This window comes from Flavobacterium cheniae, from assembly GCF_004363695.1.
GTDB lineage: Bacteria > Bacteroidota > Bacteroidia > Flavobacteriales > Flavobacteriaceae > Flavobacterium > Flavobacterium cheniae.
This window is the reverse complement of the sequence record NZ_SNZC01000001.1, coordinates 828,291-853,364: the sequence shown is the minus strand read 5'-3', so window position 1 is coordinate 853,364 and position 25,074 is coordinate 828,291. Positions and strand designations below refer to the sequence as shown.

The window sequence follows — 25,074 nt, the reverse complement described above, 5'->3', positions numbered from 1 at the left end:
AATATAAAGAGCTATCCAATCTGATAGCTCTTTTTTATACCGATATTTTATCAATCTTTAAATAACCAATGTGTTTTTCATCTTCGAAAGTCACATTGGTTTTTGTTATTTTCAATCGATACTGTGATTTGAATTTATCTGAAAGAATATCTTCAATATTATGGATGTCATCTACATCAACCCCGTATTGATCATCAAAATGAGATTCACCTCCTTTTTTTGCTATGCTGCAATGTTTGTAAAAAGTAGTTTGCTTGGCTTTTCTGATGGCTTTGCCTTTAGTCTTAGCTACAACTAAAGATTTATAATGATATTCTTCAAATTCGCCTTCTTTATAACCGCCCAAATTCAAAAAGAATAATTGCTCTTCTTGTTCTGGTTTTTCTTCTTTTGAAACCACTTCAATTGTAAAACCATCAACACAAGTTACTTTTTGCCAAGCATCAATGTGAATTTTTCCTTTCGCTTCTGGCCAAAAAGCTTTCATGTCGGCAACTAGTTCTTTCAAGCTGGTTCCGATTCCAAAAAAGATATCGTGTTGTTCGGTAAAACGCCCTTTTGGGGTGCACCCCAGCATAATCATATGTAAATTTACTGTTTTCATAGTGTAAATATAATAAAAAATATTTTTACCCCTAAAAAAATAGGGGTGTATGTGTAAATATTTAAAAAAGTTATATATTTGCATAACTTTTCAAGGGTATAACTTTAAACACACACAACTTATGTCGACATTTCGTTTTCAAGCTTTAAGAAAAGCAACCGACAGAAAACCTGTTCATGTAGAAGAATTGGACAGAAAATCAGCTATTTTTGGTAGTAATGTTTTTGGCGATAAAGCCATGCGACAGTTTTTAACATCAGAAGCTTACAAAGCAGTTAAAGCGGCAGCAGAAGGAGTAAAAATCGACCGAAAAATTGCCGATTATATTGCTTTGGGAATGAAAGAGTGGGCATTATCTAAAGGAGTAACTCATTACACGCACTGGTTTCAACCATTAACTGGAACCACTGCGGAAAAGCACGATGCTTTCTTCGAAACATTTCCTGATGGAAGTGATCCAGTAGAAAAATTTGGTGGAAGTCAATTAGTACAACAAGAACCAGATGCTTCTTCTTTTCCAAATGGAGGAATTCGTAATACATTTGAAGCAAGAGGTTATACGGCTTGGGATCCAACATCACCAGCGTTTATTTTCGGAACTACATTATGTATTCCAACAGTTTTCGTTTCGTACACAGGAGAAGCTTTAGATAACAAAACGCCTTTATTAAGAGCATTACATGCTATCGATTCAGCTGCAATCGACGTAGCAAAATATTTCGATAAAAATGTAAAAAGAGTAACACCAACTTTAGGTTGGGAACAAGAATATTTCTTAGTTGACACTGCTTTAGCCAATTCAAGACCTGATTTATTAGCAACAGGAAGAACGTTGTTAGGTCACACTGCGGCAAAAGGGCAACAATTAGACGACCATTATTTTGGTTCAATTCCTACACGAGTTTTAACGTATATGCGTGATTTGGAAAACCAATGTATGTTATTAGGAATTCCGGTTAAAACACGTCACAATGAAGTAGCGCCTAACCAATTTGAGTTAGCACCTATCTTCGAAGAAACAAATTTAGCGGTTGACCACAACTCGTTATTAATGGATGTAATGCAAAAAGTGGCTGAACGTCACGATTTTAAAGTATTATTCCACGAAAAACCATTCAAAGGAGTTAATGGTTCTGGTAAGCATAACAATTGGTCATTAGCTACTGATACTGGAATTAACTTATTGTCTCCAGGAAAAACGCCAATGAGCAACTTACAATTTTTGACTTTCTTTATTAATACGATTAAAGCGGTTCATGATTATGAAGAATTGTTAAGAGCGTCAATTGCTTCGGCAAGTAACGACCACCGTTTGGGAGCTAACGAAGCGCCACCAGCAATTATTTCGGTTTTCATCGGACAACAATTGACTAAGGTGTTAGCGGAATTAGAAGGAGTTTCTCAAGGAAAATTATCGCCAGAAGAAAAAACAGATTTAAAATTAAACGTAGTAGGAAAATTACCAGACGTTTTATTAGATAATACGGATAGAAATAGAACTTCGCCATTTGCTTTCACTGGTAATAAATTTGAGTTTAGAGCCGTTGGTTCTTCTGCAAACTGTGCAGTTTCTATGACGACTTTAAATACGATTGTTGCAAAACAATTAAAAGATTTCAAAATTGAAGTTGATGCTTTAATCGAGAAAAAAGATTTAAAGAAAGACGAAGCGATTTTTAATGTATTGAGAGAATATATTAAGCAAACAAAAGCTATCCTTTTTGAAGGTGATGGTTATAGCGATGCATGGGAAAAAGAAGCTAAAAAACGTGGCCTAAGCAATCACAAAACAACACCAAAAGCATTAAAAGCGAAAGTTTCTAAAAAAGCAATTGAATTGTTTGGTGAAATGGGTGTAATGAATCATGTTGAGGTTGAATCGCGTTACGAAATTGAATTGGAAGAATACGTGAAAAAAATCCAAATCGAAGGTCGTGTTTTAGGTGATATTGCTCGTAATCATGTGGTTCCAACGGCTATTCGTTACCAAAATGTGTTGATTGAAAACGTAAAAGGATTGAAAGAAATCTTTGGAAAAGACTTTGAGAAAATTGCCAAAGAACAAATTTCATTAATCAAAGAAATTTCAGAACACATCGAAGGCATTAATACGAAAGTAGAAAAAATGACCGAAGAACGTAAAAAAGCAAATGCCTTAACTAGCACAGAAAAAATGGCAGATGCGTATTGCGATAAAGTAAAACCATACTTCGAAGAAATTCGTTACCACGCTGACAAATTAGAATTGTTAGTAGACGACGAACTTTGGACATTAACAAAATACAGAGAATTGTTATTTACGAAGTAATTAGAAATAGGAATCCCAATCGAAAGATTGGGATTTTTTATTTAATAAATAATTCTATACTATCGAATTTATTAATGCTGGTTTTTTATTTCGGTTTTGTTAATTGAATTTAAAAAATTTGAATGTTTTTTAAAGATATTCAAGACTACATTTTCAGGATAATCTAAATCTTCTAAATGTATCGTTTTTGGAGTTAAGCTATTTTTTTTATATATTAATAATCCTTTTCCTCTTGAATGTTTTGAATACCTTACTATTTTTAATTCAACAAAGTCTATTTCATTCCATTCTAGTTGACTTAATGGTAAAAATGGTAAAAAACTACTTCTGTAAAAAACACCATTTTCATTGATTTTTAGTATGGGCTTGTCGTCAAAAATCCTAATACAACTAAAAATAAATAAAATGATAAATAGTGTAAAAATTACTATAATTATTAAATTTTGATTATTTTTATTATAATTTAAGTCATCAATTTCTATTTTTAATCCTATACCTAATATTAATCCGAAAAAAATTAATATTGATGTAAATTTATCAAGAATAGATATTTTATGAGTTATTTCTGTATTCAATTTATTTAGAAGTTTTTTCATCTTAGTTATATACAAATATACCTAAAAGATTAGAAGCAAAACATTCTTAAATTAAAGAATACTATCATGAGTTTAAATTATTAACAACCATCATTTTTACTTAAATCACGTTCAAAAAGAACTTTGTCGTTGTGTTCAATATAGTCGCTTGATAATATCAAATAAGGATGATTATTTGAAAAACCAGCGCTTCTACTTTTAATAATTATTTTGTCGTTAACGTTTAAGTTTTTAAATTTCTCAAAATCCTCAGGAATAAATTGCATCATGTAATCTTCGCAATTAATCTTAACAACTAACCATTTTGGACTTAATGGGTTTGTAGTTGGAAATTGAAAAGTAACTGATGTTACAATGGCTTCCATTTTATCAAAAGCATTTATTTCGTTTTTTATTTTCTCATAGCTAGCTTGTACTTTTTTACCTTCGGGCGAGTTTTTCCAGTCATTAAATTTTATTCCATCTGGTGAAGCTTCCCATTTTTTTCGTTGCTCCAACATAGATTTCTTTTCAGCACTAGATAAAGTTCTTTTAACAGGTTTCGTTTCTTTTTTAATTTCAGTCTTTGCTTTCGAGTTGTTTGCAAAAGAAGAGAAGCTAAATACAAATCCACTTATCACAACCAGCGATAAGATTAGAACATAAATTGTTTTTTTCATAAGTTTCATTTTTTTAAATTGATTACACGAATTTACATTCATAATTTTTTGTTAGAGCGATTGGGATTGTAAATAAAATTGTAAACTTTGTAAATAATTAATTGACAATATGAGTAGTAGACAAAAACGCCTTTCTGGGAAACCTAAATATATAATTGCACTGTTATTACTAGTGTTAATTTCATTAGCTTTCTTTGTAAATAATACTAGCGATTTTGATCTTTCTAAAAGAGAAGTTTTACTGCGTAGGATAGGACATGAAATACTTTTACAATCGGGTGATAGTACTTCAAGAGTGCTTCCAATAAAAAAGATAGCTGAAAATGAATACCAAATTAGTTTTGAGAAAGAATTTGCTTTTCAAACCGATTCTTTGGTGAATACCACCAAGCGTTTATTGGCTAAAGATTATCATGTAACGGATTATGTTGTAAATGTAATTAATTGTGAAAATTCGAGTGTAGCTTATGGTTATGCTATTTCCAAAAACAAAAAAGAAGATATTGTAGCCTGTGTTGGAAGAAAGCAACCCATTGCTTGTTATAATATTGTTGTTAAATTTAAACCAATTAATGTATTTACAGCAAATTATAAATATTTTTTAGCAGGCTTAGTGTTTTTGGCATTTATAGGATTCATTTTTTGGAAATTAAAACCTAAGAAAGAGTTACCAAAAGATTTGTCTAACAAACAATTCACTTTTGGTTCAGTTGTGTTTGATGCGCAAAAGCGTCAATTAGAAAGTAATGAAAAAACAATAGATTTAACAGCAACCGAAACACGTTTATTGCTCATTTTTGCCTCATCGCCTAACGAAACAATAGAAAGAAGCCGACTACAAAAAGAGATTTGGGAAGACGAAGGCGTTATTGTAGGACGCAGTTTAGACATGTTCATATCAAAACTCAGAAAAAAACTGGAGCTTGACCCGAATATTAATATTGTAGTAGTTCGTGGAAAAGGGTATAAGCTTGAGGTTAATGTTTAAACATTTTAGACTGAGAATAAAATTCTAAGTTGTAGGGTTTTTAATCATCGCAATTTTCAAAGTAATATGGAAGAGAATTATAGGAGTGGATTCGTCTTTTATTTTTTCCTAGATTTCCAGTTGAAGTTGAAATTTTTTTATTTTCATCTCCTAATACCTTTGTAAAATATTCAAAATAGATTTCCTCATCGTTATCTATTAATTTGTTTATTTTATCATTTGATTGAATAGAAAACTTTGTTAAGTTTTTTTCAATACAATTTTCGGAAATATTGTTTTTTGTTACCACCATAAACGTATCTACATTATTGCTGTAGCTTAATAATTTATGATTGGTTAGTTTTTCTATTTTAATTAATTTAAAATTGTAGTTATTATTAGTAAAATGACTTTTACAAGAAAGTAAGAAAAAAAGTAAAATGAGAAAGAAAAATTTTGTCATTTGAAACTTTGATTTTAATATAATATTTATAATTATGAATTAATAAATTCAATATCATAAAAAAATGTTATAGATTTAATAAAAAAATAAAAATAAGTATTTTTTGTTGCTTATTAGATTATTGCTTCCTATTTAAGTTGATATTTTAATATCTCTCTTTTTTGGGAATTTTTATTTCAGATAATTCCAAAATATAATTACATATTGATAAAAATTTTTCATTTGGCCAATTACGCTTTTTTGCATAAAATTTGTTTTCAGTTTTAATTTCTATTATCCATTCTGAACCATCTGTCATTAAAACATAAAAGTCATTTTCTAGATTATAATAATTTGCATCGGATAAAAGTTTCTGAATTTCATTCCATTCCTTTTCATTTATTCGTATTTTTCCTTTTCGCTTAATCCCTTTTGGTTCATATCCTCCAGCTCCATTCCCAATGACGTAATTCAAAATAATTCTAGAATTTGAACGTGTGATTTTTATTGTTATGGGATTATGAAATGATCTAAGCCAAGTAAGTCGAATTATAGTATCTTGTGAATTTAGTTTTTGATTCATTAAATCAGGTTCTTGAAGACTTAATAGTTGTTTACCAATCCATTTAGTAGTACTTTCTGATTGTTCAGCTTCAAACAAGTAATTCTTAGAGTAATCATTTTGCCAGTCCTTTTCTAGTTTAATAAAATGACCAGATGGGAAAAAGCTATTATTGGGTAATTGATATTGAGAATTTTTAATCTTTAAAAAAGATTCAAGTTGTTTGATTGGAAAATAATATATTGATTGCTCGGATTTGTTTAAATTCCAGAGTTTTGTTAAATATTCATAAGCTTTTTCAGGTGAATTGTTAAAGGTTGAATTTATAGGCCTAGACCAAATCTTATCGTATTCAGCTTTAAAAATTGAGTCCTCTTTTTTGTTAAAACCTAAAGATTCATATGGTTCTGGTTTGCAATAGGGTATTTGAAAGTCGTCGTAGTATATTTTAGCAAGTAATTTATGTGCTTCAATATTTTTCGAATCAATTGAAATAGACTTTTCAAGAAAATTAATTTGTGTTTGTTTTATATCTTTTTTTGCCGGCCAGTATTCGGAAAGAATGATATAAGTTTTTGGATTGTCTGGAAATTTATTTTTAAATTGAGTAAGGAAAATTGATATTGAATCATATTTCATTTCATTATAATAACGAATCATGTAATTTATGCCTTTCTCGTTAAAAGGATCTTGTAAAAGTAATTTTCTTGCATAAGCTACTTTTTCAAAACGATTACCATGATTACTAATAGATATTTCTTCTTCTAAATCAGTAACATTTTGTGCTAAAGAAAAAGATGAAAACATTAAAAATAATAGTATTGTAAAAAAATGGTTTTTCATAAAGTTTTGAAAACTTGGATTTAATATTTCTTATAAACTTATATTTGTCTTCACAATTTCGGATAAGTAGAGTATCATATTATTTCCTCAAAAATATAAAAAAAAAGTGTACAAAAACTACAGTAATTCTGCTATTTTTACTATTTTCGGTAAACTAAAACCTACCTAATGAAAAAAATACTTTTTCTGTTTTTATTGCTGAGTTCCATTTCTTTTGGGCAAAACAAGTTTACGGTGTATTTTGATACGGATTCGTACCAATTACAACTTTCTGAATTAAACAGATTAGATAATTTTTTAAAAAACAGAGATTTAAAATTTACTAAACTTATTGGGTATTGCGATTATCGTGCATCAAATGGTTACAACGATACTTTGGCGTTCAATAGAGCTAAATTTGTATCGCATATTATCGAAAAAGTTACCAACCAAAAGCAAATCGAAATCCAAAGTAAAGGAGAAAATTTCGAGCAAAATTCCGATTTAAAATTGAATCGAAAAGTGGAGATTTTCTATGAAGAATTGCAAATAGAAAAAACACATACAAAAGACGATAAAAAGGATTTATCCCACCAAGTTTCAACAGCAAAAGTAGGCGATAAGTTAGTGTTGAAAAACTTACATTTTTACAATCGTTCTGGAATTTTTGTTCCTGAATCGCGTCCAATTTTAGAGGAATTATTAAAAATCATGTTGGCTAATCCTAATTTGAAAATAGAAATTCAAGGTCATATTTGTTGTCAAAAAGGCACCGATGTGGAAGATACAGCCAAAGTTAGATCTTTAGCTGTTTATAATTATTTGATTAACAACGGAATTAATAAAAACCGATTGAGTTATAAAAGTTTTGGAAGTTCAAAACCCATTCACATTATTCCCGAAAATAACGAAGATGAACGAAATGAAAATAGAAGAGTAGAAATTCAAATTGTTGCCAATTAATAGATAAAATGATTTGTTTTTAAGTGTTTGTAAATGAAATTGTTATGTGAATTTGAAAAGTTCTTTTTAATAATAAGTTTTTTTAATACGTTTTATTTTTTATATTCGTTACATTAAAATACCCCAAATGAAATACGTATTACTGCTGTTTGGATTCTTACTTTCAGCACAAGAAAAGGCGAGTTTTTATTTTGATTTTGATCAAGATACGTTTAACCCAAAGCAAAACGAATTGTTTATGACTTGGTTGAACAAAGACGAAAACCGCGAAATTCTGGTAATTAATGGGTATTGCGATTGGTACGGAACCTTTGATTATAACGATACTTTAGCTTATAAACGAATTCATACGGTTCATGAGCAATTAAAAGCAAAAGTAAATTCTTCCATTTTCTTTAACGAAGATTTAAAAATAAAAGGTTTTGGAGAGCGTGTTCAAACGAGAAAAGAAAGACGCCATAATAGAAGGGTTGATGTTTTTTATATTATTATTCCCAACAAAGTAGTGGTGAAAGAAGTGGTTTATGATGATCCAGTAGTGTACACAGGACAAGTCATAAACAAAGAACCAGAAGTAATTGAAAAGAAAGAAATAATTCAAGTTCCAGATACAGATGATTTAATTGATCCTGTTGGACTTTACAAAAATCCATATGCAACAGCAAAAGTGGGTGATAAGTTGGTCATGAATAATTTGTATTTCTATGATCGTTCTGGGATTTTCGTTCCCGAATCGTTGCCTGTAATGGAAGAATTATTAGAATTCATGATTACGCATCCAAAAGTTAAAATCGAAATTCAAGGTCATATTTGTTGTCAGCTGGGAGAAGATCCAGAAGATATTGCATTAGTTAGAGCTATTGCGGTTCATAACTTTTTAGTGGCTAATGATATTGATGATAGTAGATTGCTATACAAAAGTTTTGGAAGCACTCAGCCTATCCATAAAATCCCTGAAAGAAACGAAAAGGAAAGAAATGAAAATCGTAGAGTAGAAATTCTTATCTTAGAGAATTAATTTTGGCATAGTTTTTCGTCCTTGATCATTTAAAATTTACACTTCATGAAATTTCTATATTCTGTTATATTGTTCGTTCTGTTTCAACTAACCTTTGCTCAGGAACAAGTTGTTTTTTATTTTGACAATAATAAGTTCGAATTAAACAAAGTTGAAGCAGCTAAACTTCAGAAATGGATTTCAGAAAATACAACGTCAAAAATTTTATCCATTACAGGTTCAACTGATGAAGTAGGAAGTACTGGTTTTAATGACACTTTATCTCAAAAGCGAGTAAGTCATGTTTTTAACCAAATTAAAGGAAAGATAAACATCAGACCCGATTTTAAAAGTATTTCTCTTGGCGAAAAAGGAGCAACTTCTACAAGCAAAGCCGAAAACAGAAAAGCCATCATTCATTATTTATTGGAAAAAGATTTAGATAAGGAAGATGAAGTTTTGGGAATCAAAGAAGTTGAGCCAGAAGTAATAATTCCAGATGATGCGCCATTAGCTGAAAAAGTAAAGTTGGCAAAAGTGGGGACGAAAATCACATTGAAAAACATCAATTTCTACCAAAATACCTTCGCAACCATGCCCGAATCACAAGGAACGTTGTACGATTTGTTGTTTGTAATGCAAAATAATCCTGAGTTAATAATCGAAATTCAAGGTCACATTTGTTGTATTGATAAAGATTATCGAAATTTGTCTACCGATAGAGCAAAACAAATTAAACGTTTTCTCGTTTATAATGGTATTCAGGAATATCGTGTAAAAACAAAAGGGTTTGGAGTTTCACAACCCATACATCCTATTCCCGAAGCAACGCCTGAACAAGCAGCAGCAAATCGAAGAGTCGAAATTGAAATTTTAAGTAAAAAACGATGAAAAAAATAATAGGTTTATTTTTAATAATAATAACGGTTTCATTAGTTAGTTGTAATGATAAGTGTGATGAAGGAAATCAGCCTACGCCAGCTTCTTTTTTTGTTGAAATCATAGATGAAACTACTGGCGAAAATGTGTTTGAGAACGAAACCTATACAGCACAACAAATAATTATTCAAGATTTAGAGGAAGCAGCTATTCCATATGAGTTTATTGAAAATTTGAATGTAATCCAGATATTTCCACCGGTTTCAAATGCAACAGGAAATTCGTTTGCTATCAAGTTGAACAACGAAACAACTTTACAGATGGATCAAATTGATGTAAATTATGATGTTTCATCTATTGTTGGAGAATGTTTTACCACTTTTAAAATTGAAAATATTTTGTTTCCAAACAACGATTCGGAATTGGTTGAAGCTGTTCATGTTATAAAAATTTAACAAATTCTAAATTCATACTTCTAAATTCTAAATTTTAGAACTATCTTTGCGCCACAACAACAACACACTACATTCATGAGTTCTGATACGAGCAAACGCTACAATTTAAGAGGAGTTTCGGCTTCTAAAGAAGATGTGCACCAAGCTATCAAAAACATCGACAAAGGCTTATTTCCACAAGCATTTTGTAAAATCATCCCAGATTATTTAACAAACGACGACCAATATTGCATCATTATGCATGCTGATGGCGCAGGAACAAAATCTTCCTTAGCCTACATGTATTGGAAAGAAACTGGAGATATTTCGGTATGGAAAGGAATTGCTCAAGATGCGTTAATCATGAATATTGATGATTTATTATGTGTCGGAGCAACCGATAATATTTTACTTTCATCAACCATTGGAAGAAACAAAAATTTGATTCCTGGCGAAGTTATTTCAGCCATCATCAATGGAACAGAAGAATTAATTTCGGATTTAAAAAATCACGGAGTTACGATTCATTCTACCGGTGGAGAAACTGCTGATGTAGGCGATTTAGTTCGAACCATCATCGTAGATTCAACAGTTACAGCTCGAATGAAACGTGCGGATGTAATTGATAACGCAAATATTCAAGCTGGAGATGTTATTGTAGGATTGGCTTCTTTTGGGCAAGCTACTTACGAAAAGGAATATAACGGCGGAATGGGAAGCAATGGTTTAACTTCGGCTCGTCATGATGTTTTTTCGAAATATTTGGCGGAAAAATATCCAGAAAGTTTTGATGCTTCAGTTCCAAATGAATTAGTGTATTCAGGTCAAACTAAATTGACAGATGCTGTTGAAAATAGTCCAATTGACGCTGGGAAATTAGTGCTTTCTCCAACCAGAACATACGCCCCAGTAATCAAAAAGATTTTATCAAAATACAATTCAAACAAAATTCACGGAATGGTTCACTGCAGTGGTGGTGCGCAAACAAAAGTGCTTCACTTCGTAGAAAATGTTCATGTGATTAAAGATAATTTATTTCCAGTGTCGCCATTATTTAAACTGATTCAAGAAAATTCTAAAACGGATTGGAAAGAAATGTACCAAGTATTCAACTGTGGTCACAGAATGGAAGTATACATTCCTGCAGAGGTAGCACAAGATATCATTGAAATTTCAAAATCATTCAACATCGACGCACAAATCGTAGGAAGAGTAGAGAAATCAGATAGTAAGAAATTAACAATTACATCCGAATACGGAACATTTGAGTATTAATCTGTAGAGACAAGTCATGACTTGTCTTTCTGTTTTTAATGAAATTAAAATTTACAACACAACAACAATAAAATGCAACACAACGTATTAATTTTAGATTTCGGTTCGCAATACACCCAATTAATTGCCCGAAGAGTAAGAGAATTAAATATTTTCTGCGAGATTTTTCCATTCGATAAAATTCCAGCAGATTTATCATCATACAAAGCCGTAATCTTAGGCGGAAGCCCATGTTCAGTTCGTTCTGAAGAAGCATTACATCCAGATTTATCTCAAATTAGAGGTAAAATGCCATTGTTAGCAGTTTGTTACGGAGCACAATATTTAGCCCATTTTTCAGGTGGAGAAGTAGCGGCTTCAAACACAAGAGAATATGGAAGAGCAAATTTGTCTTACATCAAAGAAAACGAAGTGTTTTTAGAAGGTGTTTCTGAAAACAGTCAAGTTTGGATGTCTCATTCGGATTCAATCAAACAATTGCCAACAAACGGAGTTAAGATTGCTAGCACAAAAGATGTAGAAAACGCAGCTTATAAAATTGAAGGCGAAACTACTTATGCAATCCAATTTCACCCAGAAGTATACCATTCAACAGATGGAAAACAAATGTTGGAGAACTTCTTAGTGAAAATTGCACAAGTACCTCAAAATTTCACACCAAACGCTTTCGTAGAAGAAGTGGTTGCCGAAATGAAAGCTAAAATCGGAAACGATAAAGTGGTTTTGGGACTTTCGGGTGGTGTAGATTCAACAGTAGCAGCGGTTTTATTGAATAAAGCAATCGGAGAAAACTTATATTGTATTTTCGTAAACAACGGATTGTTACGTAAAAATGAATTCCAAAATGTATTAAATCAGTACAAAGGAATGGGCTTAAATGTAAAAGGAGTTGATGCTTCGGCACGCTTTTTGGATGCGTTAGCTGGGTTAGATGATCCAGAAGCAAAACGTAAAGCCATTGGAAAAGCGTTCATTGAAGTTTTTGATGATGAAGCACACCAATTAACCGATGTAAAATGGTTAGGTCAAGGTACGATTTATCCTGATGTTATTGAATCAGTTTCAGCAACGGGTGGACCTTCAGCAACGATTAAATCGCATCATAATGTAGGTGGATTACCTGATTTTATGAAATTGCAAGTGGTGGAGCCTTTACGAATGTTATTTAAAGATGAGGTTCGTAGAGTAGGAAGAAGTTTAGGAATCGATGAAGAATTATTAGGTCGTCATCCGTTCCCTGGACCAGGATTAGCGATTCGTATTTTAGGAGATATTACGCCAGAAAAAGTAGCTATTTTGCAAGAAGTAGATGCGGTTTTCATCAACGGATTAAAAGAACACGGATTATACGATAAAGTATGGCAAGCAGGAGCAATCTTGTTACCAGTAAATAGCGTAGGAGTAATGGGTGATGAACGTACATACGAAAAAGTTGTTGCTTTACGTGCAGTAGAATCGACAGACGGAATGACTGCGGATTGGGTACATTTACCGTATGAGTTTTTAATGAAAATTTCTAATGAAATTATAAATAACGTTAGAGGTGTAAACCGAGTGGTGTATGACATCAGTTCGAAACCGCCTGCAACGATAGAATGGGAATAAAATAAATTTTTCAAATTCGACATATAAATTTCAATAGCAATTATTTTTATTCTATTTTTACGATATAAATTGCTATTGAAATTTTTGTTTAGTATTGTTTTTAAATTAAGATTATGATAAAAAGAGTTGTTTTTCTTTTCAGTTTGATTTTTCTTTTCGCGTTACCTGTTCAATCTCAGATTAAACATGTTGTAGCTAAAGGAGAAACCGTTTTTCAAATCGCAAAAAAGTACGAGGTTACGCCTTTTGATATTTACAGATTAAATCCAGATGCGAAAAATGGTGTTAAAGAAAACACGACACTACTAATTCCTAATGGCTCAGTTAATAAAGCAATTAAGCATGTAGTAGGTGAAAAAGAAACGCTTTTTGGAATCTCCAAAAAATATAATGTTTCCGTTTCAGATATCGAAAATTGGAACAAAGTTGCTTTGCAAAATGGTTTGAAAATTGGTCAAGAAATATTCGTTTCAAAACCCTCAGCGGCAGATATTAATGCTAGTCAGGCGACTTTTTTTAAGCCAAAAGCAACAACAAATGCAACTACTCACTTAGTAGAGGCTAAAGAAACTAAGTATGGTATTGCTACAAGATACGGCTTAACTGTTACCGAATTAGAACAACTAAATCCACAAATTGTAGGCGGATTAAATGTTGGTCAAACCTTAATTTTGAAACCAGGAGTTCAGGTTAAAAAACCTTCGAATATAACTTTGGTTGAATATGAAGTGCAACCTAAAGAAACGCTTTATAGTCTTTCTAAAAAGTTTGATATTGCGCAAGGTGATTTAATTACGCTAAATCCAGATTTGCAAGATGGTTTAAAAATTGGAATGCTTTTAAAAGTGCCTTCTAACGGAACTGTTATTACAAAAGCAAAAGATTCTGTTTTAGTAGCTAAAAACAAAGTGAATTTATTAGCTACGGTTGATAAATCGAAACAAAGAAACATGGTTTTGTTGTTACCATTCAATATCAATAAAATTGAAACAGATTCGGTTAAAACCAAAACAGAGCAGTTAAAAACGAATAAATTCTTAAACCTTACTTTAGATTTTTACGCTGGAGCGCTTATGGCAATTGATTCGGCTAAAGTACTTGGATTGCCTGTAAATGTTAAGGTTTACGATGTAGAAAGTACTAAATATTCATCAAATGTAGCTTCTATCATTTCTAAAAATGATTTTGAAAATGTAGATGCTGTTGTTGGACCTTTTCAAAACTCAATTGTTGAAACAACGGCACAATTGCTAACAAAATATAATACTCCGGTAATTTCACCACTTTCTAAAGAGCGTGGATTGCCATTACCAAATTTATATTACACGGTTCCAGCAGAAGATCGTTTACGTGCTTCGATGTTTGATTATTTTAAATCGAAAAACGGAAATGTGGTAGCGATCATTAGTGCTAAAAAAACAACTTCAAAAGATTTTATAACAGCGAATCATCCAGAAGTTAAGCATGCTTTATTTAATGATAAAGGAGCTTTAGATGTGGCGCTTTTAAAAACACAATTGGTTAAAGGGCAAAAGAATTTTGTACTTATGGAAATTGAAAAAGCAAGTACAATTTTAAGTATTACCAACATTTTAAAAGGATTGCAAAAAGAATATGATATTCAATTAGCAGTTTTCGAATTGTATGATGCGTTGAATTTTGAGGAAATTCCAATGAAAAACTTAGCTGATTTGAAATTATTATTTCCATCAGCAACTAAAGTAGCTTCAACACCAGAAGAAAAGCAATTTGAAAAGCAATTCAAGAAAATCAATAATATTTATCCAAATGCTGCAGCCAAAAAAGGTTTCGATGTAACGTTTGATGCTTTATTGAGAATTTGCCAACCAGAAGGTTTTGTAAAATCAGCAGCGACAACCAAAACAGAATACATTGAAAACGCATTTGATTACAATTCTAGTAACGGATTAATTTCAAATAATGCAACGTATTTATTGTATTACGACAGCGATTTAACGATTAAACAAGCACAATAATGGCAACTTCAAAAGTGACTTACTTAGGTGATTTACGCACCTCTTCTATACATTTACAATCAGGTTCGGAAATTATTTCGGATGCACCACTTGATAACAACGGAAAAGGAGAAGCCTTTTCTCCAACCGATACTGTTGCCAATGGATTAGCAAGTTGCATGTTCACCGTTATGGGAATCAAAGCCCGTGATTTAGACGTAGATTTTTCAGGTTCCACCGCAGAAGTAACCAAAATCATGGGAACCGAACCAAGAAGAATTACCGAAATTCATGTAACCTTCCATTTCTCAATTCATCCCGATGAAAAAACAAAAACAATTTTAGAAAGAACCGCAATGACATGCCCAGTTTTTTACAGCTTGCATCCAGATATTAAAAAAGAGATTGTTTTTAATTGGAAGTAAAAAATCATATTCTAATGTGAATAAAAAGATATTTTTTTTAATAGTGTTATTCTTTGTGTCGATAACTTTGAAAAGTCAAAGTTATTTGACTGATGACATACTAAAAAAAGCTAATAATAGCCTCAGAGAAGCTGTTGGAGATTATTTTTTTAGTTATTTAAATTTTGATGATAATTCTTTTTATCAATATATAGATAAAAAGGGAAACGTTAAATGGGCTAGATTAAAAAAAGGTAAGCGAACAAAAGGAAAATTTTTAAGTGCAAAACAGATAGTTTTTAGTTGTAAACATCCTGATTTTGAATATGACTTTGTAGACAAAAGAGTTTATGTGAATCTTGACTCATCGCTCAATTTGGTTGAAAGAATTGATATTGAAAGAATTCCAAAATTTCTCTTGGAGAATAAAAAATCAAATTGGCTTAATAGAACAGAACTTAATCAAATTATTGATAATCAAAATTTAAAAAAATCAGTAAGAAAGATTAATTTAAGATTAGAATTCGATTCAAAAAAGAATGAATATTATTGGATTGTTTTTAACACAATTGCAATTTTTGATTGTTATTCAGATGAGGAAATTTTACATTTGGATCCAGTTACAGGTAAGATTCAAAAGCATTTTGAAGAAAGACAATATTTGACCCACTGTAATTAAAAAATAAAATTCTCTTTTTTCTATTCTCTAAACAAAATGACCAACCAAGAACTCCTCGTAAAACTTGCTCACACCAAAATGCCATTTGGCAAATACGAAGGCTATTACTTAATCGACCTTCCGGAGTATTATGTGGTTTGGTATGCTAATAAAGGTTTTCCAAAAGGACAATTAGGCGAACAATTAAAATTGGTCCACGAACTCAAGCTAAATGGATTGGAAGAACTGGTTAGAAACATCCGTAGAAACTTTCCAAAACAAAAATAAATTGTTTACAATTTAATTACAAAATTGATACATCGACTAATTGGCACATTGACTAATTAGTGTTATCTTTGCACGATTTTATTACAGATAAAAGATTTTATCGCAACAACAACACAACAACAATACAATGAACCAAACTAAGTACATTTTTGTTACCGGAGGTGTGACTTCTTCTTTAGGAAAAGGGATTATCGCAGCTTCGTTAGCCAAATTATTGCAAGCCAGAGGATACCGAACGACCATTCAAAAGTTTGATCCGTACATCAATGTGGATCCAGGAACATTAAATCCTTACGAACACGGAGAATGTTATGTGACAGACGATGGAGCAGAAACGGATTTGGATTTAGGTCACTACGAGCGTTTTTTAAACGTTCCTACTTCTCAAGCGAACAACGTAACTACAGGAAGAGTATATCTTTCAGTTATTGAAAAAGAACGTAGAGGAGAATTTTTAGGAAAAACGGTTCAGGTAGTACCTCATATCACAAACGAAATCAAGGAACGCATGCAGTTGCTTGGAAAATCGGGTGATTTTGATATTGTAATTACTGAGATTGGTGGAACTGTTGGAGATATTGAATCATTACCTTATATCGAGTCAGTGCGTCAATTGATTTGGGAATTAGGTGAAAATAACGGAATCGTAATTCATTTAACGTTAGTGCCATATTTGGCTGCTGCCGGTGAATTAAAAACGAAACCAACACAGCATTCGGTGAAAACTTTAATGGAAAGCGGAATCAAAGCTGATATTTTAGTGTGTAGAACTGAACATGAAATTTCGCAAGATTTACGTCAAAAATTAGCGTTGTTTTGTAATGTGAAAAAAGAAGCGGTAATTCAATCGATTGATGCATCAACTATTTATGAAGTTCCAAATTTAATGTTGGAAGAAGGATTGGATAGAGTAGCGTTGAAAAAATTAGATTTACCAGAAAAAAACACACCAGATTTAAACAACTGGAACGAGTTCTTATTTAGATTGAAAAATCCTAAGCACGAAGTAAACATTGGTTTGGTTGGAAAATATGTGGAATTGCAAGATTCTTACAAATCGATTTTAGAGGCGTTCATTCATGCTGGAGCTGCAAACGAGACAAAAGTGAACGTGATTTCTATTCATTCTGAGTATTTAGATGCCAATTCGGCAGAAAGTCAGTTGAAAGATTTAGATGGTATACTTGTTGCACCAGGTTTTGGCGGTCGTGGAATTGAAGGTAAAATCGACACGGTTCGTTATGCAAGAGAAAATAATATTCCGTTTTTCGGAATTTGTTTGGGAATGCAAATGGCGGTTATTGAATATTCTCGTAACGTTTTAGGTTACGCTGATGCCAATTCAACCGAAATGAATGAAAATACAACTCATCCAGTTATTAATTTAATGGAAGAGCAAAAAAATATTGAAAACAAAGGAGGAACTATGCGTTTAGGTGCATGGAAATGTAGCATAAAAGAAAATACGTTGGCACAAAAAATCTATGGTAAAACTGAGATTATGGAGCGTCACCGTCACCGTTACGAATTCAATGGTGCGTATTTAAACGAATTAGAAAAAGCAGGATTAGTAGCTTCTGGAGTAAATCCAGATACGAAGTTGGTAGAAATTGTTGAAATTCCTACACATCCTTTCTTTATCGGCGTTCAATACCATCCTGAATATAAAAGTACAGTCGCAAATCCACACCCACTTTTTGTGAGTTTTGTAGCTGCAGCTGTACAACATAAAACTAAATAAACTGTTCAATTAAGAACACTGAACACTAATAAGTAGATGGAAGAAAAAAAATTAGACCTTAATTCGATTATCGGATTTGTATTGATTTCTGGAATTTTGATTTGGATGTTATATTCAAATGCTCCAACACCAGAAGAACAAAAGGAAAAAGAGAAAAAAGAGCAATTAGACAAACAAGCTAAAGAAGTTAAAACGGTAACTTCAACGGTTGCTGCAGCGCCAGTAGCAGATTCTACTAAAAATGCAGCAGCTCAAGCACAATTAGGTACGTTTGGATATTCTGCAACACTTCCATCAGCTACAGATGCTGTTACTGAAATCAAAAACGAAGTTTTATCACTTAAAATTTCTAATAAAGGAGGTTATATTACAGAAGCAACTGTTTTAGGATTTGATCAATTTGAGAAAAATTCGAAAAAAGCGGTTCAAATCATTAAAGATAAAAACGCTTCTTTAGACATTGCTTTAAATACAACTGATAACAGAACGTTGCATACAAAAGACATGTATTTTGAGCCTAAGTTAACTACTGAAGGTAAAAATCAAGTTTTAACGTTGCAATTAAAAGCAGGTCCAGATCAGTTTTTAGAATATCGTTATGTATTAAAACCTAACGAATACATGTTAGATTTTGCTATCCGTTCTCAAGGGTTAGAAAAAGTAGTGAATACTTCTAAACCGTTAGATTTAGAATGGCAATTAAAATCATACAGAAACGAAAATAGTGTTTCTTATGAAAACCGTTATACTGAGCTAGTATTTGAATATGAAGATGGAAAAGACGATTATTTAAATGCAGCAAAAGATTCTGAAGACGAAGCAATTGATGTTTCTTATATCGCTTTTAAACAGCATTTATTTACTTCAATTTTATTAACAGATACGAAATTCAAAACAGCGAAATTCAAATCTGATAATTTAGTTGATGATGAAGAAATTGATACTGTTTTTACAAAAAATTTCACAGCTCAAGTTCCTTTAGAATTTAAAAATGGTGCTTTAAACTATAATATGAATTGGTATTATGGTCCAGCGAAATATGAAATTTTGGATGGATACGAGAAAAATTTAGACGAAATCTTACCATTAGGTTGGGGAATTTTCGGATGGATTAACCGTTATATTTTTATTCCAGTTTTCGGATTAATTTCAGCATTAGGAGTAGGATACGGAATTGCGATTGTATTGTTTACGATTTTAGTTCGTATTGTAATGTCGCCAGTAACATACAAGTCTTATTTGTCACAAGCAAAAATGAAGGTTTTACGTCCTGAAATTACAGAATTGAATGAAAAATTCAAGGACAATCCAATGAAGAAACAACAAGAAACTATGAAGTTGTATTCTAAAGCCGGTGTAAATCCTATGGCAGGATGTTTACCAGCCTTGATGCAAATGCCTATTTTCTATGCGTTGTTTCAGTTCTTCCCATCGATGTTCGATTTAAGACAAAAATCGTTCTTATGGGCAGATGATTTATCTTCATTTGATGCGATTTACTATTTTCCAAATGGTTTTAGTATTCCTTTTTATGGAAATCACGTGAGTTTATTCCCAATTTTAGCTTCTATTGCTATTTTCTTCTATATGAAAATGACAACTGGAGACCAAGCAATGAGCACGCCACCACAAGAAGGTATGCCAGATATGGGTAAAATCATGAAAATTATGATTTACATTTCCCCTGTTATGATGTTATTCTTCTTTAACAATTATGCATCTGGATTGAGTTTGTATTACTTCATCTCTAACTTAATTACTATCGGAATTATGTTGGTTATTAAGAATTACATCGTGAAAGAAGATAAAATTCACGCTCAAATTCAAGAGAATAAAACAAAAGAGAAAAAGGAAAGTAAATTCCAAAGAAAAATGCGCGAAATGATGGAGCAAGCAGAAGCTCAAAAAGCCGCACAAAAGAAAAAATAAGTTTTATATTTATATAAACCCTGTCTGCACCGACAGGGTTTTTTTATATCGCATTATGAAAGTAGCCATTGTTGGATTTGGTAATATGGGACAAACCTATGCCAATAGTTTTATGAGTTCTGGGTTTGTAGGAGCATCAGATATTTTAATTTTGAATAAAACTAAAATTGAAGAAAAGAATAGTTTTGGAATCGATACTGTGAATTTTTTCACCGAACCTAATTCCAATATTTTTGAATCCGATATTTTGATTTTAGCTGTGAAACCACAAGATTTCAAACAATTGGCTTCTGAAATAAAAGCTTTCTTAAATCCAGAACATGTTATTTTATCAGTAATGGCGGGGATTTCAATTGAAGCTATGCAAAATGAATTGGGTGTTTCTAAAATTGTACGATCAATGCCAAATATTCCAACACAAATAGGCGAGGGAATGACCGTTTTTTGTGCTTCAAATGCAGTAGATAGAAAAGAACTTTTCATCGTTCAGAATTTAATTAACACTACAGGGAAATCAATTTATATTGAAAGAGAAGAAATGCTAAATGCCGCAACAGCGGTTTCAGGTAGTGGACCAGCTTATGTGTTTTATTTTATGCAGGCTATGATTGAATCGGCAATTAGATTAGGTTTTTCAGCATCTGAAGCAGAGTTCTTGGTGAGCCAAACCTTTTCTGGTTCTGTTCAATTACAAAATAGAAGTAAACTATCAAACGAAGCTTGGATTCAACGAGTTGCTTCAAAAGGGGGAACAACCGAAGCGGCTTTGTTAGTGTTTAATAAAAATGAGCTTCAAGAAATTGTTATAGAAGGAATAGAAGCTGCAAATGCAAGAGCATTAGAATTAGGTTCATAAAAAAAACGCTTTCCATTGGAAAGCGTTTTTTGTTCATAGCAATTTTATTTATAGAAACGAATTAATTTAGATTAGGTAAGATTACATTATCTAAAACATGAATTACGCCATTAGCAGCTTGAACATCAACTGCAACAATATTAGTTTGTCTTCCTGCTTCATCTGTAATTGTTGTACCATTCACAGTAAAGGTTCCTGTTTCAAATGTAGTTATAGGTCCTGATGGAATCCCAGTTGATAATACATTTGCACCAGCTACAACATGGTATGTTAAAACAGAAGTTAATTGACCAGAAGTTAGACTTCCAAGAGTACCAGGATTTTGAGTTTCAAATCTTGAAAAAGCTGCATTTGATGGGGCAAAAACGGTAAATGGTGAATTTGTATTTCCAGAAAGTATTCCCACAAAATCAGGTTGACCAGGACTTGTAAGTGCTCCAACCAAGTTGCTAAAGTTTGGATTTGCTAAAGCATGTGTTACGATTGTTGGTAATCCAATAACAGCGTCTACAACGTGTACAACACCATTGCTAGCATTGATATCAAAAGCAGTTACACTAGATACACCATTTATTCTAACGCCACTTTCTGTAACATTGATAAACATGCTTAAAGTATTTGTTGAAGAAGCGCTTCCTTTTGCAAGCGTTTTAACATATCCTGTACTTACATCAGATGAAGGTACTCTTGCATTTAAAACATGATTTAGTAGAATCTCTTTTAAAACTGGCGTAGGAACATCTTCAAGATTTTCAAATCCGTTTACAGCTAAAAATTCAGCAAATGCTTCGTTTGTAGGAGCAAAAATTGTAAATTGTCCACTTTGATTTAGTGTTTCTGATAATTCTGCTTTTTCTAAAGCTGCATAGAGGTTTGTAAACGTAGGATTTTTTGAAATGAATTCAGTTATTGTTCTGTCTTGAGTTGTAGAGTCATCATCAGAACATGAAAACATTATCGTAGAACTTACTACTAGTAACGTTAATTTGATTAATTTTGCATAGTTTTTCATAGTGTTTTATTTTTTGTTTAATCAAAATTAAAAAAGATTAAACGAATAAAAAACTATTTTACTGCGTTGTATAGCAGATTTAACTCACATTTATTTTTTGTTTAATCAGTATTTGGTCTAATATTTGATTTTTCAATATTTAATGTATGATTACTAATTAATAAATTAAACAATACTTAATATAATGAAACAAATTTCTGTAATTTTTGTAATTTTAATCTCAATTTTAGGCTTTAGTCAAGATAAAATCAATCAATTAGACGATAAAGGTAACCGCCATGGTTTATGGAGAGGAACTCATAAAGAATCGAATCGTGTTAGATATGAAGGTACTTTTAGTCATGGTAAAGAAACGGGTGTTTTTAAATATTTTGATGATACAAAGGCAGGAACAGTTATAGCTACAAGAGATTTTTCAAAAGGAGATGGCTCTTGTTATGCTAATTTTTTTGATCAAAAAGGGAATAAAGTAAGTGAAGGTGCTTTAGTGAACAAGCTTCCTGAAGGCGAATGGAAATATTATCATTTCGAATCAAAACAATTAATGTCGCAAGAATTTTATAAAGGTGGTAAATTAGAAGGAATTCGAAAAGTATTCTACAAAGACGGAACAGTTGCTGAAGAAACTAATTACAAAGCAGGAATCAAAATTGGAAAATCAAAGACATATTCCGAAAAAGGGCAATTATTAGAGTCTCTTATATATAAGAATGGACAATATGATGGTGTTGCTTCTTATTACGATGGAATGGGAAATAAAATGTATGAAGGAAATTACGTAAACGGAAAACGTGTTGGAACTTGGAAGTTTTTCGAAAAAAACAAAGTTATAAAGGAAGTAAAAGCTTCTAAATTCGGACAAGAATTAATAAAATACGAGCAAAGAAATGCCAAAGAAGCATCTAAAACGCTAGAACAATTAAAACAAGAAAAAGGAGGACAAGAATAAATGAAAAGAGTTGTAGTAGGACTTTCAGGTGGAGTAGATTCTAGTGTTGCCGCATATTTATTAAAAGAACAAGGATATGAAGTTATTGGTCTATTCATGAAGAATTGGCACGATGATTCTGTAACTATTTCAAATGAATGTCCATGGTTAGAAGATAGTAATGATGCTTTGTTAGTAGCTGAAAAGTTAGGAGTTCCATTTCAAACCGTTGATTTATCCGAACAATACAAAGAGAAAATCGTTGATTATATGTTTAACGAATACGAAAAAGGAAGAACTCCAAATCCTGACGTATTGTGTAACCGAGAAATCAAATTTGATGTTTTCATGAAAATTGCTATGTCTTTAGGTGCCGATTATGTAGCAACTGGACATTATTGCCGTAAAGGAACGATTGAAAAAGACGGAAAAGAAATTTACCAATTATTAGCAGGTAAAGATGGCAATAAAGATCAATCTTATTTTCTTTGTCAATTATCACAAGAGCAACTTTCAAAAGCGTTATTTCCTATTGGCGAATTAACAAAACCAGAAGTTCGTGAAATTGCATCCAAATTAGATTTAATTACAGCTGAAAAGAAAGATTCGCAAGGACTTTGTTTTATAGGGAAAGTGCGCTTACCTGAATTTTTACAACAAAAATTACAGTCAAAAGAAGGAGTAATTATTGAAATTCCAGCAGAAGCCGAAATATATCATCAAGAAAAACCACAATTCAATTCAGAAGAAGAAGCTTTTGCTTTTGAATCGAGACGAATTGATTATCTAAAAGTACCTGGCAAAGTTATGGGTAAGCATCAAGGCGCTCATTATTTTACAAAAGGCCAACGCAAAGGTTTAAATGTAGGTGGAACCAAAGAGCCTTTATTCATCATAGAAACTGATGTAGAGAAAAATATTGTGTATACTGGTCAAGGAAATCAACATCCTGGATTATTCAAAAAAGCATTGTTTATTGCAAATGAAGAGATTCATTGGATTAGAGAAGATTTAGCTTTAAAAGAAGGAGAAAAAATGGAAGTAATGGCAAGAATTCGTTACCGTCAACCTTTACAAAAAGCAACTTTGAATCAATTTAAAGACGGAATGTATGTGGTTTTTGAAAGTCCGCAATCCGCAATCACTGAAGGACAATTTGTTGCTTGGCATTTGAATGATGAAATTTTAGGTAGCGGTGTAATAGCTTAAATTTTAATTATAGATGAATTTTTTATACATTATTGTTGGATTAGGATTATTAGTTTTTGGAGCTGATTGGCTTTTAAAGGCATCTGTAGGTTTTTCTTTAAAGTTAAAAATTTCTAAAATCATAATTGGATTAACAGTTGTATCTATTGCTACTTCGGCTCCTGAACTCATTGTAAGTGTAAAAGCTGCATTACAAGGGTTTTCAAATATAGCTGTAGGAAATGTTATAGGTTCAAACATTGGAAACGTAGGATTAATTCTTGGAATTGTTTTATTAATTAATTCTATTAAGGTGAGTCCTACATTTTATACCTTAGATTGGCCAGTTAAAATAATTGCATCTTTTTTATTAGCTTTCTTTCTATGGTTTGATAATAGTATAAGTAGAACAGAAGGATTTATCTTTCTAATTTTATTTATTTTGTTTCTGGTATATCTTATAAAAATTAATAAAAATATTATAGTAGAATTACCAAATGAAACAACTAAAGAGCAAACGTTATTAAAACTATTTTTATTTTTGTTTTTTGGAGGAGCTGCTCTCTGGTTGGGATCTGAATTATTAGTCAAAGGAGCCGTAAATGTAGCCAAAAATTTTGGAGTTAGTGATCGAATTATTGCAATTACAGTTGTTTCAATGGGAACAAGTATACCAGAATTAACATCTTCAGTTATAGCAGCATTAAAAAAAGAATCAGATATTGCAATTGGTAATGTAATAGGTTCGAATATTTTTAATATATTGGGTGTTTTAGGAATATCAGCCATTATAAGTCCAATTAACAATATTGATCAAAAAATGATATCTCACGATTTAATTTGGATGTTAGGATTTGCGGTTGCTTTAATGCCGTTAGTTCTGTTTACTCGACGTAGTAGCCTTTTTTTTAAAGAAGGTGTTTTACTAATTTTAGCTTACGCCGTTTTTATTTATACTTCTTTTTCTTAAAATATATTTTT

Annotated in this window: 24 protein-coding genes; 18 read left to right on the top strand and 6 right to left on the bottom strand. The window is 31.7% G+C overall.

Annotated features, from left to right (window positions below):
* Positions 1–34: 34 nt before the first annotated feature.
* Positions 35–577 (bottom strand): DUF1543 domain-containing protein, encoded by a 543-nt coding sequence (locus tag C8D80_RS04110; protein ID WP_317125868.1) that lies wholly within the window; start codon positions 575–577, stop codon positions 35–37.
* Between the two features lie 148 nt (positions 578–725).
* Here C8D80_RS04110 and C8D80_RS04105 point away from each other — a divergent pair, with 148 nt between their 5' ends.
* A complete protein-coding gene (locus C8D80_RS04105; protein WP_133607648.1) occupies positions 726–2,912 on the top strand; it encodes a glutamine synthetase III family protein in 2,187 nt (728 codons plus the stop codon).
* A 71-nt stretch (positions 2,913–2,983) separates the two neighbouring features.
* Here the strand turns inward: C8D80_RS04105 and C8D80_RS04100 are convergent, their stop codons facing one another.
* Positions 2,984–3,508, bottom strand: coding sequence for a hypothetical protein (locus C8D80_RS04100; RefSeq protein WP_133607646.1), 525 nt, complete (start codon positions 3,506–3,508; stop codon positions 2,984–2,986).
* 80 nt (positions 3,509–3,588) lie between these two features.
* On the bottom strand, positions 3,589–4,167 hold the full coding sequence (locus C8D80_RS04095; protein ID WP_133607644.1) for a hypothetical protein: 579 nt from the start codon (positions 4,165–4,167) through the stop codon (positions 3,589–3,591).
* Between the two features lie 109 nt (positions 4,168–4,276).
* Here C8D80_RS04095 and C8D80_RS04090 point away from each other — a divergent pair, with 109 nt between their 5' ends.
* Positions 4,277–5,155, top strand: coding sequence for a winged helix-turn-helix domain-containing protein (locus tag C8D80_RS04090; protein WP_133607642.1), 879 nt, complete (start codon positions 4,277–4,279; stop codon positions 5,153–5,155).
* Positions 5,156–5,195: 40 nt separating this feature from the next.
* Here the strand turns inward: C8D80_RS04090 and C8D80_RS04085 are convergent, their stop codons facing one another.
* On the bottom strand, positions 5,196–5,597 hold the full coding sequence (locus C8D80_RS04085; RefSeq protein WP_133607640.1) for a hypothetical protein: 402 nt from the start codon (positions 5,595–5,597) through the stop codon (positions 5,196–5,198).
* Between the two features lie 145 nt (positions 5,598–5,742).
* Positions 5,743–6,981, bottom strand: coding sequence for a tetratricopeptide repeat protein (locus C8D80_RS04080; protein ID WP_133607638.1), 1,239 nt, complete (start codon positions 6,979–6,981; stop codon positions 5,743–5,745).
* 168 nt (positions 6,982–7,149) lie between these two features.
* Between C8D80_RS04080 and C8D80_RS04075 the strand changes: the two genes are divergently transcribed.
* From C8D80_RS04075 to proC, 13 genes are all read left to right on the top strand, one after another.
* Complete coding sequence (locus C8D80_RS04075) at positions 7,150–7,923, top strand: OmpA family protein (protein ID WP_133607636.1); 774 nt, start codon at positions 7,150–7,152, stop codon at positions 7,921–7,923.
* A gap of 127 nt (positions 7,924–8,050) precedes the next feature.
* Positions 8,051–8,941 (top strand): OmpA family protein, encoded by an 891-nt coding sequence (locus C8D80_RS04070; protein ID WP_133607634.1) that lies wholly within the window; start codon positions 8,051–8,053, stop codon positions 8,939–8,941.
* 45 nt (positions 8,942–8,986) lie between these two features.
* A complete protein-coding gene (locus C8D80_RS04065; protein WP_133607632.1) occupies positions 8,987–9,811 on the top strand; it encodes an OmpA family protein in 825 nt (274 codons plus the stop codon).
* A complete protein-coding gene (locus C8D80_RS04060) occupies positions 9,808–10,254 on the top strand; it encodes a hypothetical protein (protein ID WP_133607630.1) in 447 nt (148 codons plus the stop codon). Before C8D80_RS04065 ends, C8D80_RS04060 begins: the two co-directional genes overlap by 4 nt.
* 75 nt (positions 10,255–10,329) lie before the next feature.
* Positions 10,330–11,508, top strand: coding sequence for an AIR synthase related protein (locus C8D80_RS04055; RefSeq protein WP_133607628.1), 1,179 nt, complete (start codon positions 10,330–10,332; stop codon positions 11,506–11,508).
* A gap of 72 nt (positions 11,509–11,580) precedes the next feature.
* Positions 11,581–13,113 carry a glutamine-hydrolyzing GMP synthase gene (guaA, locus tag C8D80_RS04050; RefSeq protein WP_133607626.1) on the top strand — a complete coding sequence of 511 codons (1,533 nt, stop codon included), beginning with the start codon at positions 11,581–11,583 and terminating at the stop codon, positions 13,111–13,113.
* Positions 13,114–13,226: 113 nt separating this feature from the next.
* Positions 13,227–15,110: a LysM peptidoglycan-binding domain-containing protein gene (locus C8D80_RS04045; protein WP_133607624.1), complete on the top strand. Its 1,884-nt coding sequence runs from the start codon at positions 13,227–13,229 to the stop codon at positions 15,108–15,110.
* Positions 15,110–15,514 carry an OsmC family protein gene (locus C8D80_RS04040; RefSeq protein WP_133607622.1) on the top strand — a complete coding sequence of 135 codons (405 nt, stop codon included), beginning with the start codon at positions 15,110–15,112 and terminating at the stop codon, positions 15,512–15,514. Before C8D80_RS04045 ends, C8D80_RS04040 begins: the two co-directional genes overlap by 1 nt.
* A gap of 85 nt (positions 15,515–15,599) precedes the next feature.
* The gene (locus C8D80_RS04035; protein ID WP_133607619.1) at positions 15,600–16,172 is read left to right on the top strand and encodes a hypothetical protein; all 573 of its coding nucleotides are present in this window, start codon (positions 15,600–15,602) and stop codon (positions 16,170–16,172) included.
* Between the two features lie 36 nt (positions 16,173–16,208).
* The gene (locus C8D80_RS04030; protein ID WP_133607617.1) at positions 16,209–16,439 is read left to right on the top strand and encodes a DUF3820 family protein; all 231 of its coding nucleotides are present in this window, start codon (positions 16,209–16,211) and stop codon (positions 16,437–16,439) included.
* 127 nt (positions 16,440–16,566) lie between these two features.
* Positions 16,567–18,180 (top strand): CTP synthase, encoded by a 1,614-nt coding sequence (locus C8D80_RS04025; protein WP_133607615.1) that lies wholly within the window; start codon positions 16,567–16,569, stop codon positions 18,178–18,180.
* Between the two features lie 36 nt (positions 18,181–18,216).
* Complete coding sequence (yidC, locus tag C8D80_RS04020; protein ID WP_133607613.1) at positions 18,217–20,109, top strand: membrane protein insertase YidC; 1,893 nt, start codon at positions 18,217–18,219, stop codon at positions 20,107–20,109.
* A 55-nt stretch (positions 20,110–20,164) separates the two neighbouring features.
* A complete protein-coding gene (gene proC, locus C8D80_RS04015; protein WP_133607610.1) occupies positions 20,165–20,965 on the top strand; it encodes a pyrroline-5-carboxylate reductase in 801 nt (266 codons plus the stop codon).
* A 61-nt stretch (positions 20,966–21,026) separates the two neighbouring features.
* On the opposite strand, the gene C8D80_RS04010 is transcribed toward proC, so the two are convergent.
* Positions 21,027–21,977, bottom strand: coding sequence for a fasciclin domain-containing protein (locus C8D80_RS04010; RefSeq protein ID WP_133607607.1), 951 nt, complete (start codon positions 21,975–21,977; stop codon positions 21,027–21,029).
* A 184-nt stretch (positions 21,978–22,161) separates the two neighbouring features.
* Here C8D80_RS04010 and C8D80_RS04005 point away from each other — a divergent pair, with 184 nt between their 5' ends.
* The 3 genes from C8D80_RS04005 to C8D80_RS03995 are packed head-to-tail and all read left to right on the top strand — an operon-like array spanning position 22,162 to position 25,063.
* Complete coding sequence (locus tag C8D80_RS04005; protein WP_133607603.1) at positions 22,162–22,926, top strand: toxin-antitoxin system YwqK family antitoxin; 765 nt, start codon at positions 22,162–22,164, stop codon at positions 22,924–22,926.
* On the top strand, positions 22,927–24,114 hold the full coding sequence (gene mnmA / locus C8D80_RS04000) for a tRNA 2-thiouridine(34) synthase MnmA (RefSeq protein ID WP_133607600.1): 1,188 nt from the start codon (positions 22,927–22,929) through the stop codon (positions 24,112–24,114).
* Positions 24,115–24,127: 13 nt separating this feature from the next.
* Positions 24,128–25,063, top strand: a complete 936-nt coding sequence (locus C8D80_RS03995) for a calcium/sodium antiporter (RefSeq protein ID WP_133607598.1) — start codon at positions 24,128–24,130, stop codon at positions 25,061–25,063.
* The last annotated feature ends 11 nt before the right edge of the window (positions 25,064–25,074 follow it).

What these genes read in the sequence shown, in the direction of transcription:
- C8D80_RS04110 (WP_317125868.1), bottom strand. Translation starts at nt 577, where the DNA reads ATGCTGGGGTGCACCCCAAAAGGGCGTTTTACCGAACAACACGATATC.
- C8D80_RS04105 (WP_133607648.1), top strand. Translation starts at nt 726, where the DNA reads ATGTCGACATTTCGTTTTCAAGCTTTAAGAAAAGCAACCGACAGAAAA.
- C8D80_RS04100 (WP_133607646.1), bottom strand. Translation starts at nt 3,508, where the DNA reads ATGAAAAAACTTCTAAATAAATTGAATACAGAAATAACTCATAAAATA.
- C8D80_RS04095 (WP_133607644.1), bottom strand. Translation starts at nt 4,167, where the DNA reads ATGAAAAAAACAATTTATGTTCTAATCTTATCGCTGGTTGTGATAAGT.
- C8D80_RS04090 (WP_133607642.1), top strand. Translation starts at nt 4,277, where the DNA reads ATGAGTAGTAGACAAAAACGCCTTTCTGGGAAACCTAAATATATAATT.
- C8D80_RS04085 (WP_133607640.1), bottom strand. Translation starts at nt 5,597, where the DNA reads ATGACAAAATTTTTCTTTCTCATTTTACTTTTTTTCTTACTTTCTTGT.
- C8D80_RS04080 (WP_133607638.1), bottom strand. Translation starts at nt 6,981, where the DNA reads ATGAAAAACCATTTTTTTACAATACTATTATTTTTAATGTTTTCATCT.
- C8D80_RS04075 (WP_133607636.1), top strand. Translation starts at nt 7,150, where the DNA reads ATGAAAAAAATACTTTTTCTGTTTTTATTGCTGAGTTCCATTTCTTTT.
- C8D80_RS04070 (WP_133607634.1), top strand. Translation starts at nt 8,051, where the DNA reads ATGAAATACGTATTACTGCTGTTTGGATTCTTACTTTCAGCACAAGAA.
- C8D80_RS04065 (WP_133607632.1), top strand. Translation starts at nt 8,987, where the DNA reads ATGAAATTTCTATATTCTGTTATATTGTTCGTTCTGTTTCAACTAACC.
- C8D80_RS04060 (WP_133607630.1), top strand. Translation starts at nt 9,808, where the DNA reads ATGAAAAAAATAATAGGTTTATTTTTAATAATAATAACGGTTTCATTA.
- C8D80_RS04055 (WP_133607628.1), top strand. Translation starts at nt 10,330, where the DNA reads ATGAGTTCTGATACGAGCAAACGCTACAATTTAAGAGGAGTTTCGGCT.
- guaA (WP_133607626.1), top strand. Translation starts at nt 11,581, where the DNA reads ATGCAACACAACGTATTAATTTTAGATTTCGGTTCGCAATACACCCAA.
- C8D80_RS04045 (WP_133607624.1), top strand. Translation starts at nt 13,227, where the DNA reads ATGATAAAAAGAGTTGTTTTTCTTTTCAGTTTGATTTTTCTTTTCGCG.
- C8D80_RS04040 (WP_133607622.1), top strand. Translation starts at nt 15,110, where the DNA reads ATGGCAACTTCAAAAGTGACTTACTTAGGTGATTTACGCACCTCTTCT.
- C8D80_RS04030 (WP_133607617.1), top strand. Translation starts at nt 16,209, where the DNA reads ATGACCAACCAAGAACTCCTCGTAAAACTTGCTCACACCAAAATGCCA.
- C8D80_RS04025 (WP_133607615.1), top strand. Translation starts at nt 16,567, where the DNA reads ATGAACCAAACTAAGTACATTTTTGTTACCGGAGGTGTGACTTCTTCT.
- yidC (WP_133607613.1), top strand. Translation starts at nt 18,217, where the DNA reads ATGGAAGAAAAAAAATTAGACCTTAATTCGATTATCGGATTTGTATTG.
- proC (WP_133607610.1), top strand. Translation starts at nt 20,165, where the DNA reads ATGAAAGTAGCCATTGTTGGATTTGGTAATATGGGACAAACCTATGCC.
- C8D80_RS04010 (WP_133607607.1), bottom strand. Translation starts at nt 21,977, where the DNA reads ATGAAAAACTATGCAAAATTAATCAAATTAACGTTACTAGTAGTAAGT.
- C8D80_RS04005 (WP_133607603.1), top strand. Translation starts at nt 22,162, where the DNA reads ATGAAACAAATTTCTGTAATTTTTGTAATTTTAATCTCAATTTTAGGC.
- mnmA (WP_133607600.1), top strand. Translation starts at nt 22,927, where the DNA reads ATGAAAAGAGTTGTAGTAGGACTTTCAGGTGGAGTAGATTCTAGTGTT.
- C8D80_RS03995 (WP_133607598.1), top strand. Translation starts at nt 24,128, where the DNA reads ATGAATTTTTTATACATTATTGTTGGATTAGGATTATTAGTTTTTGGA.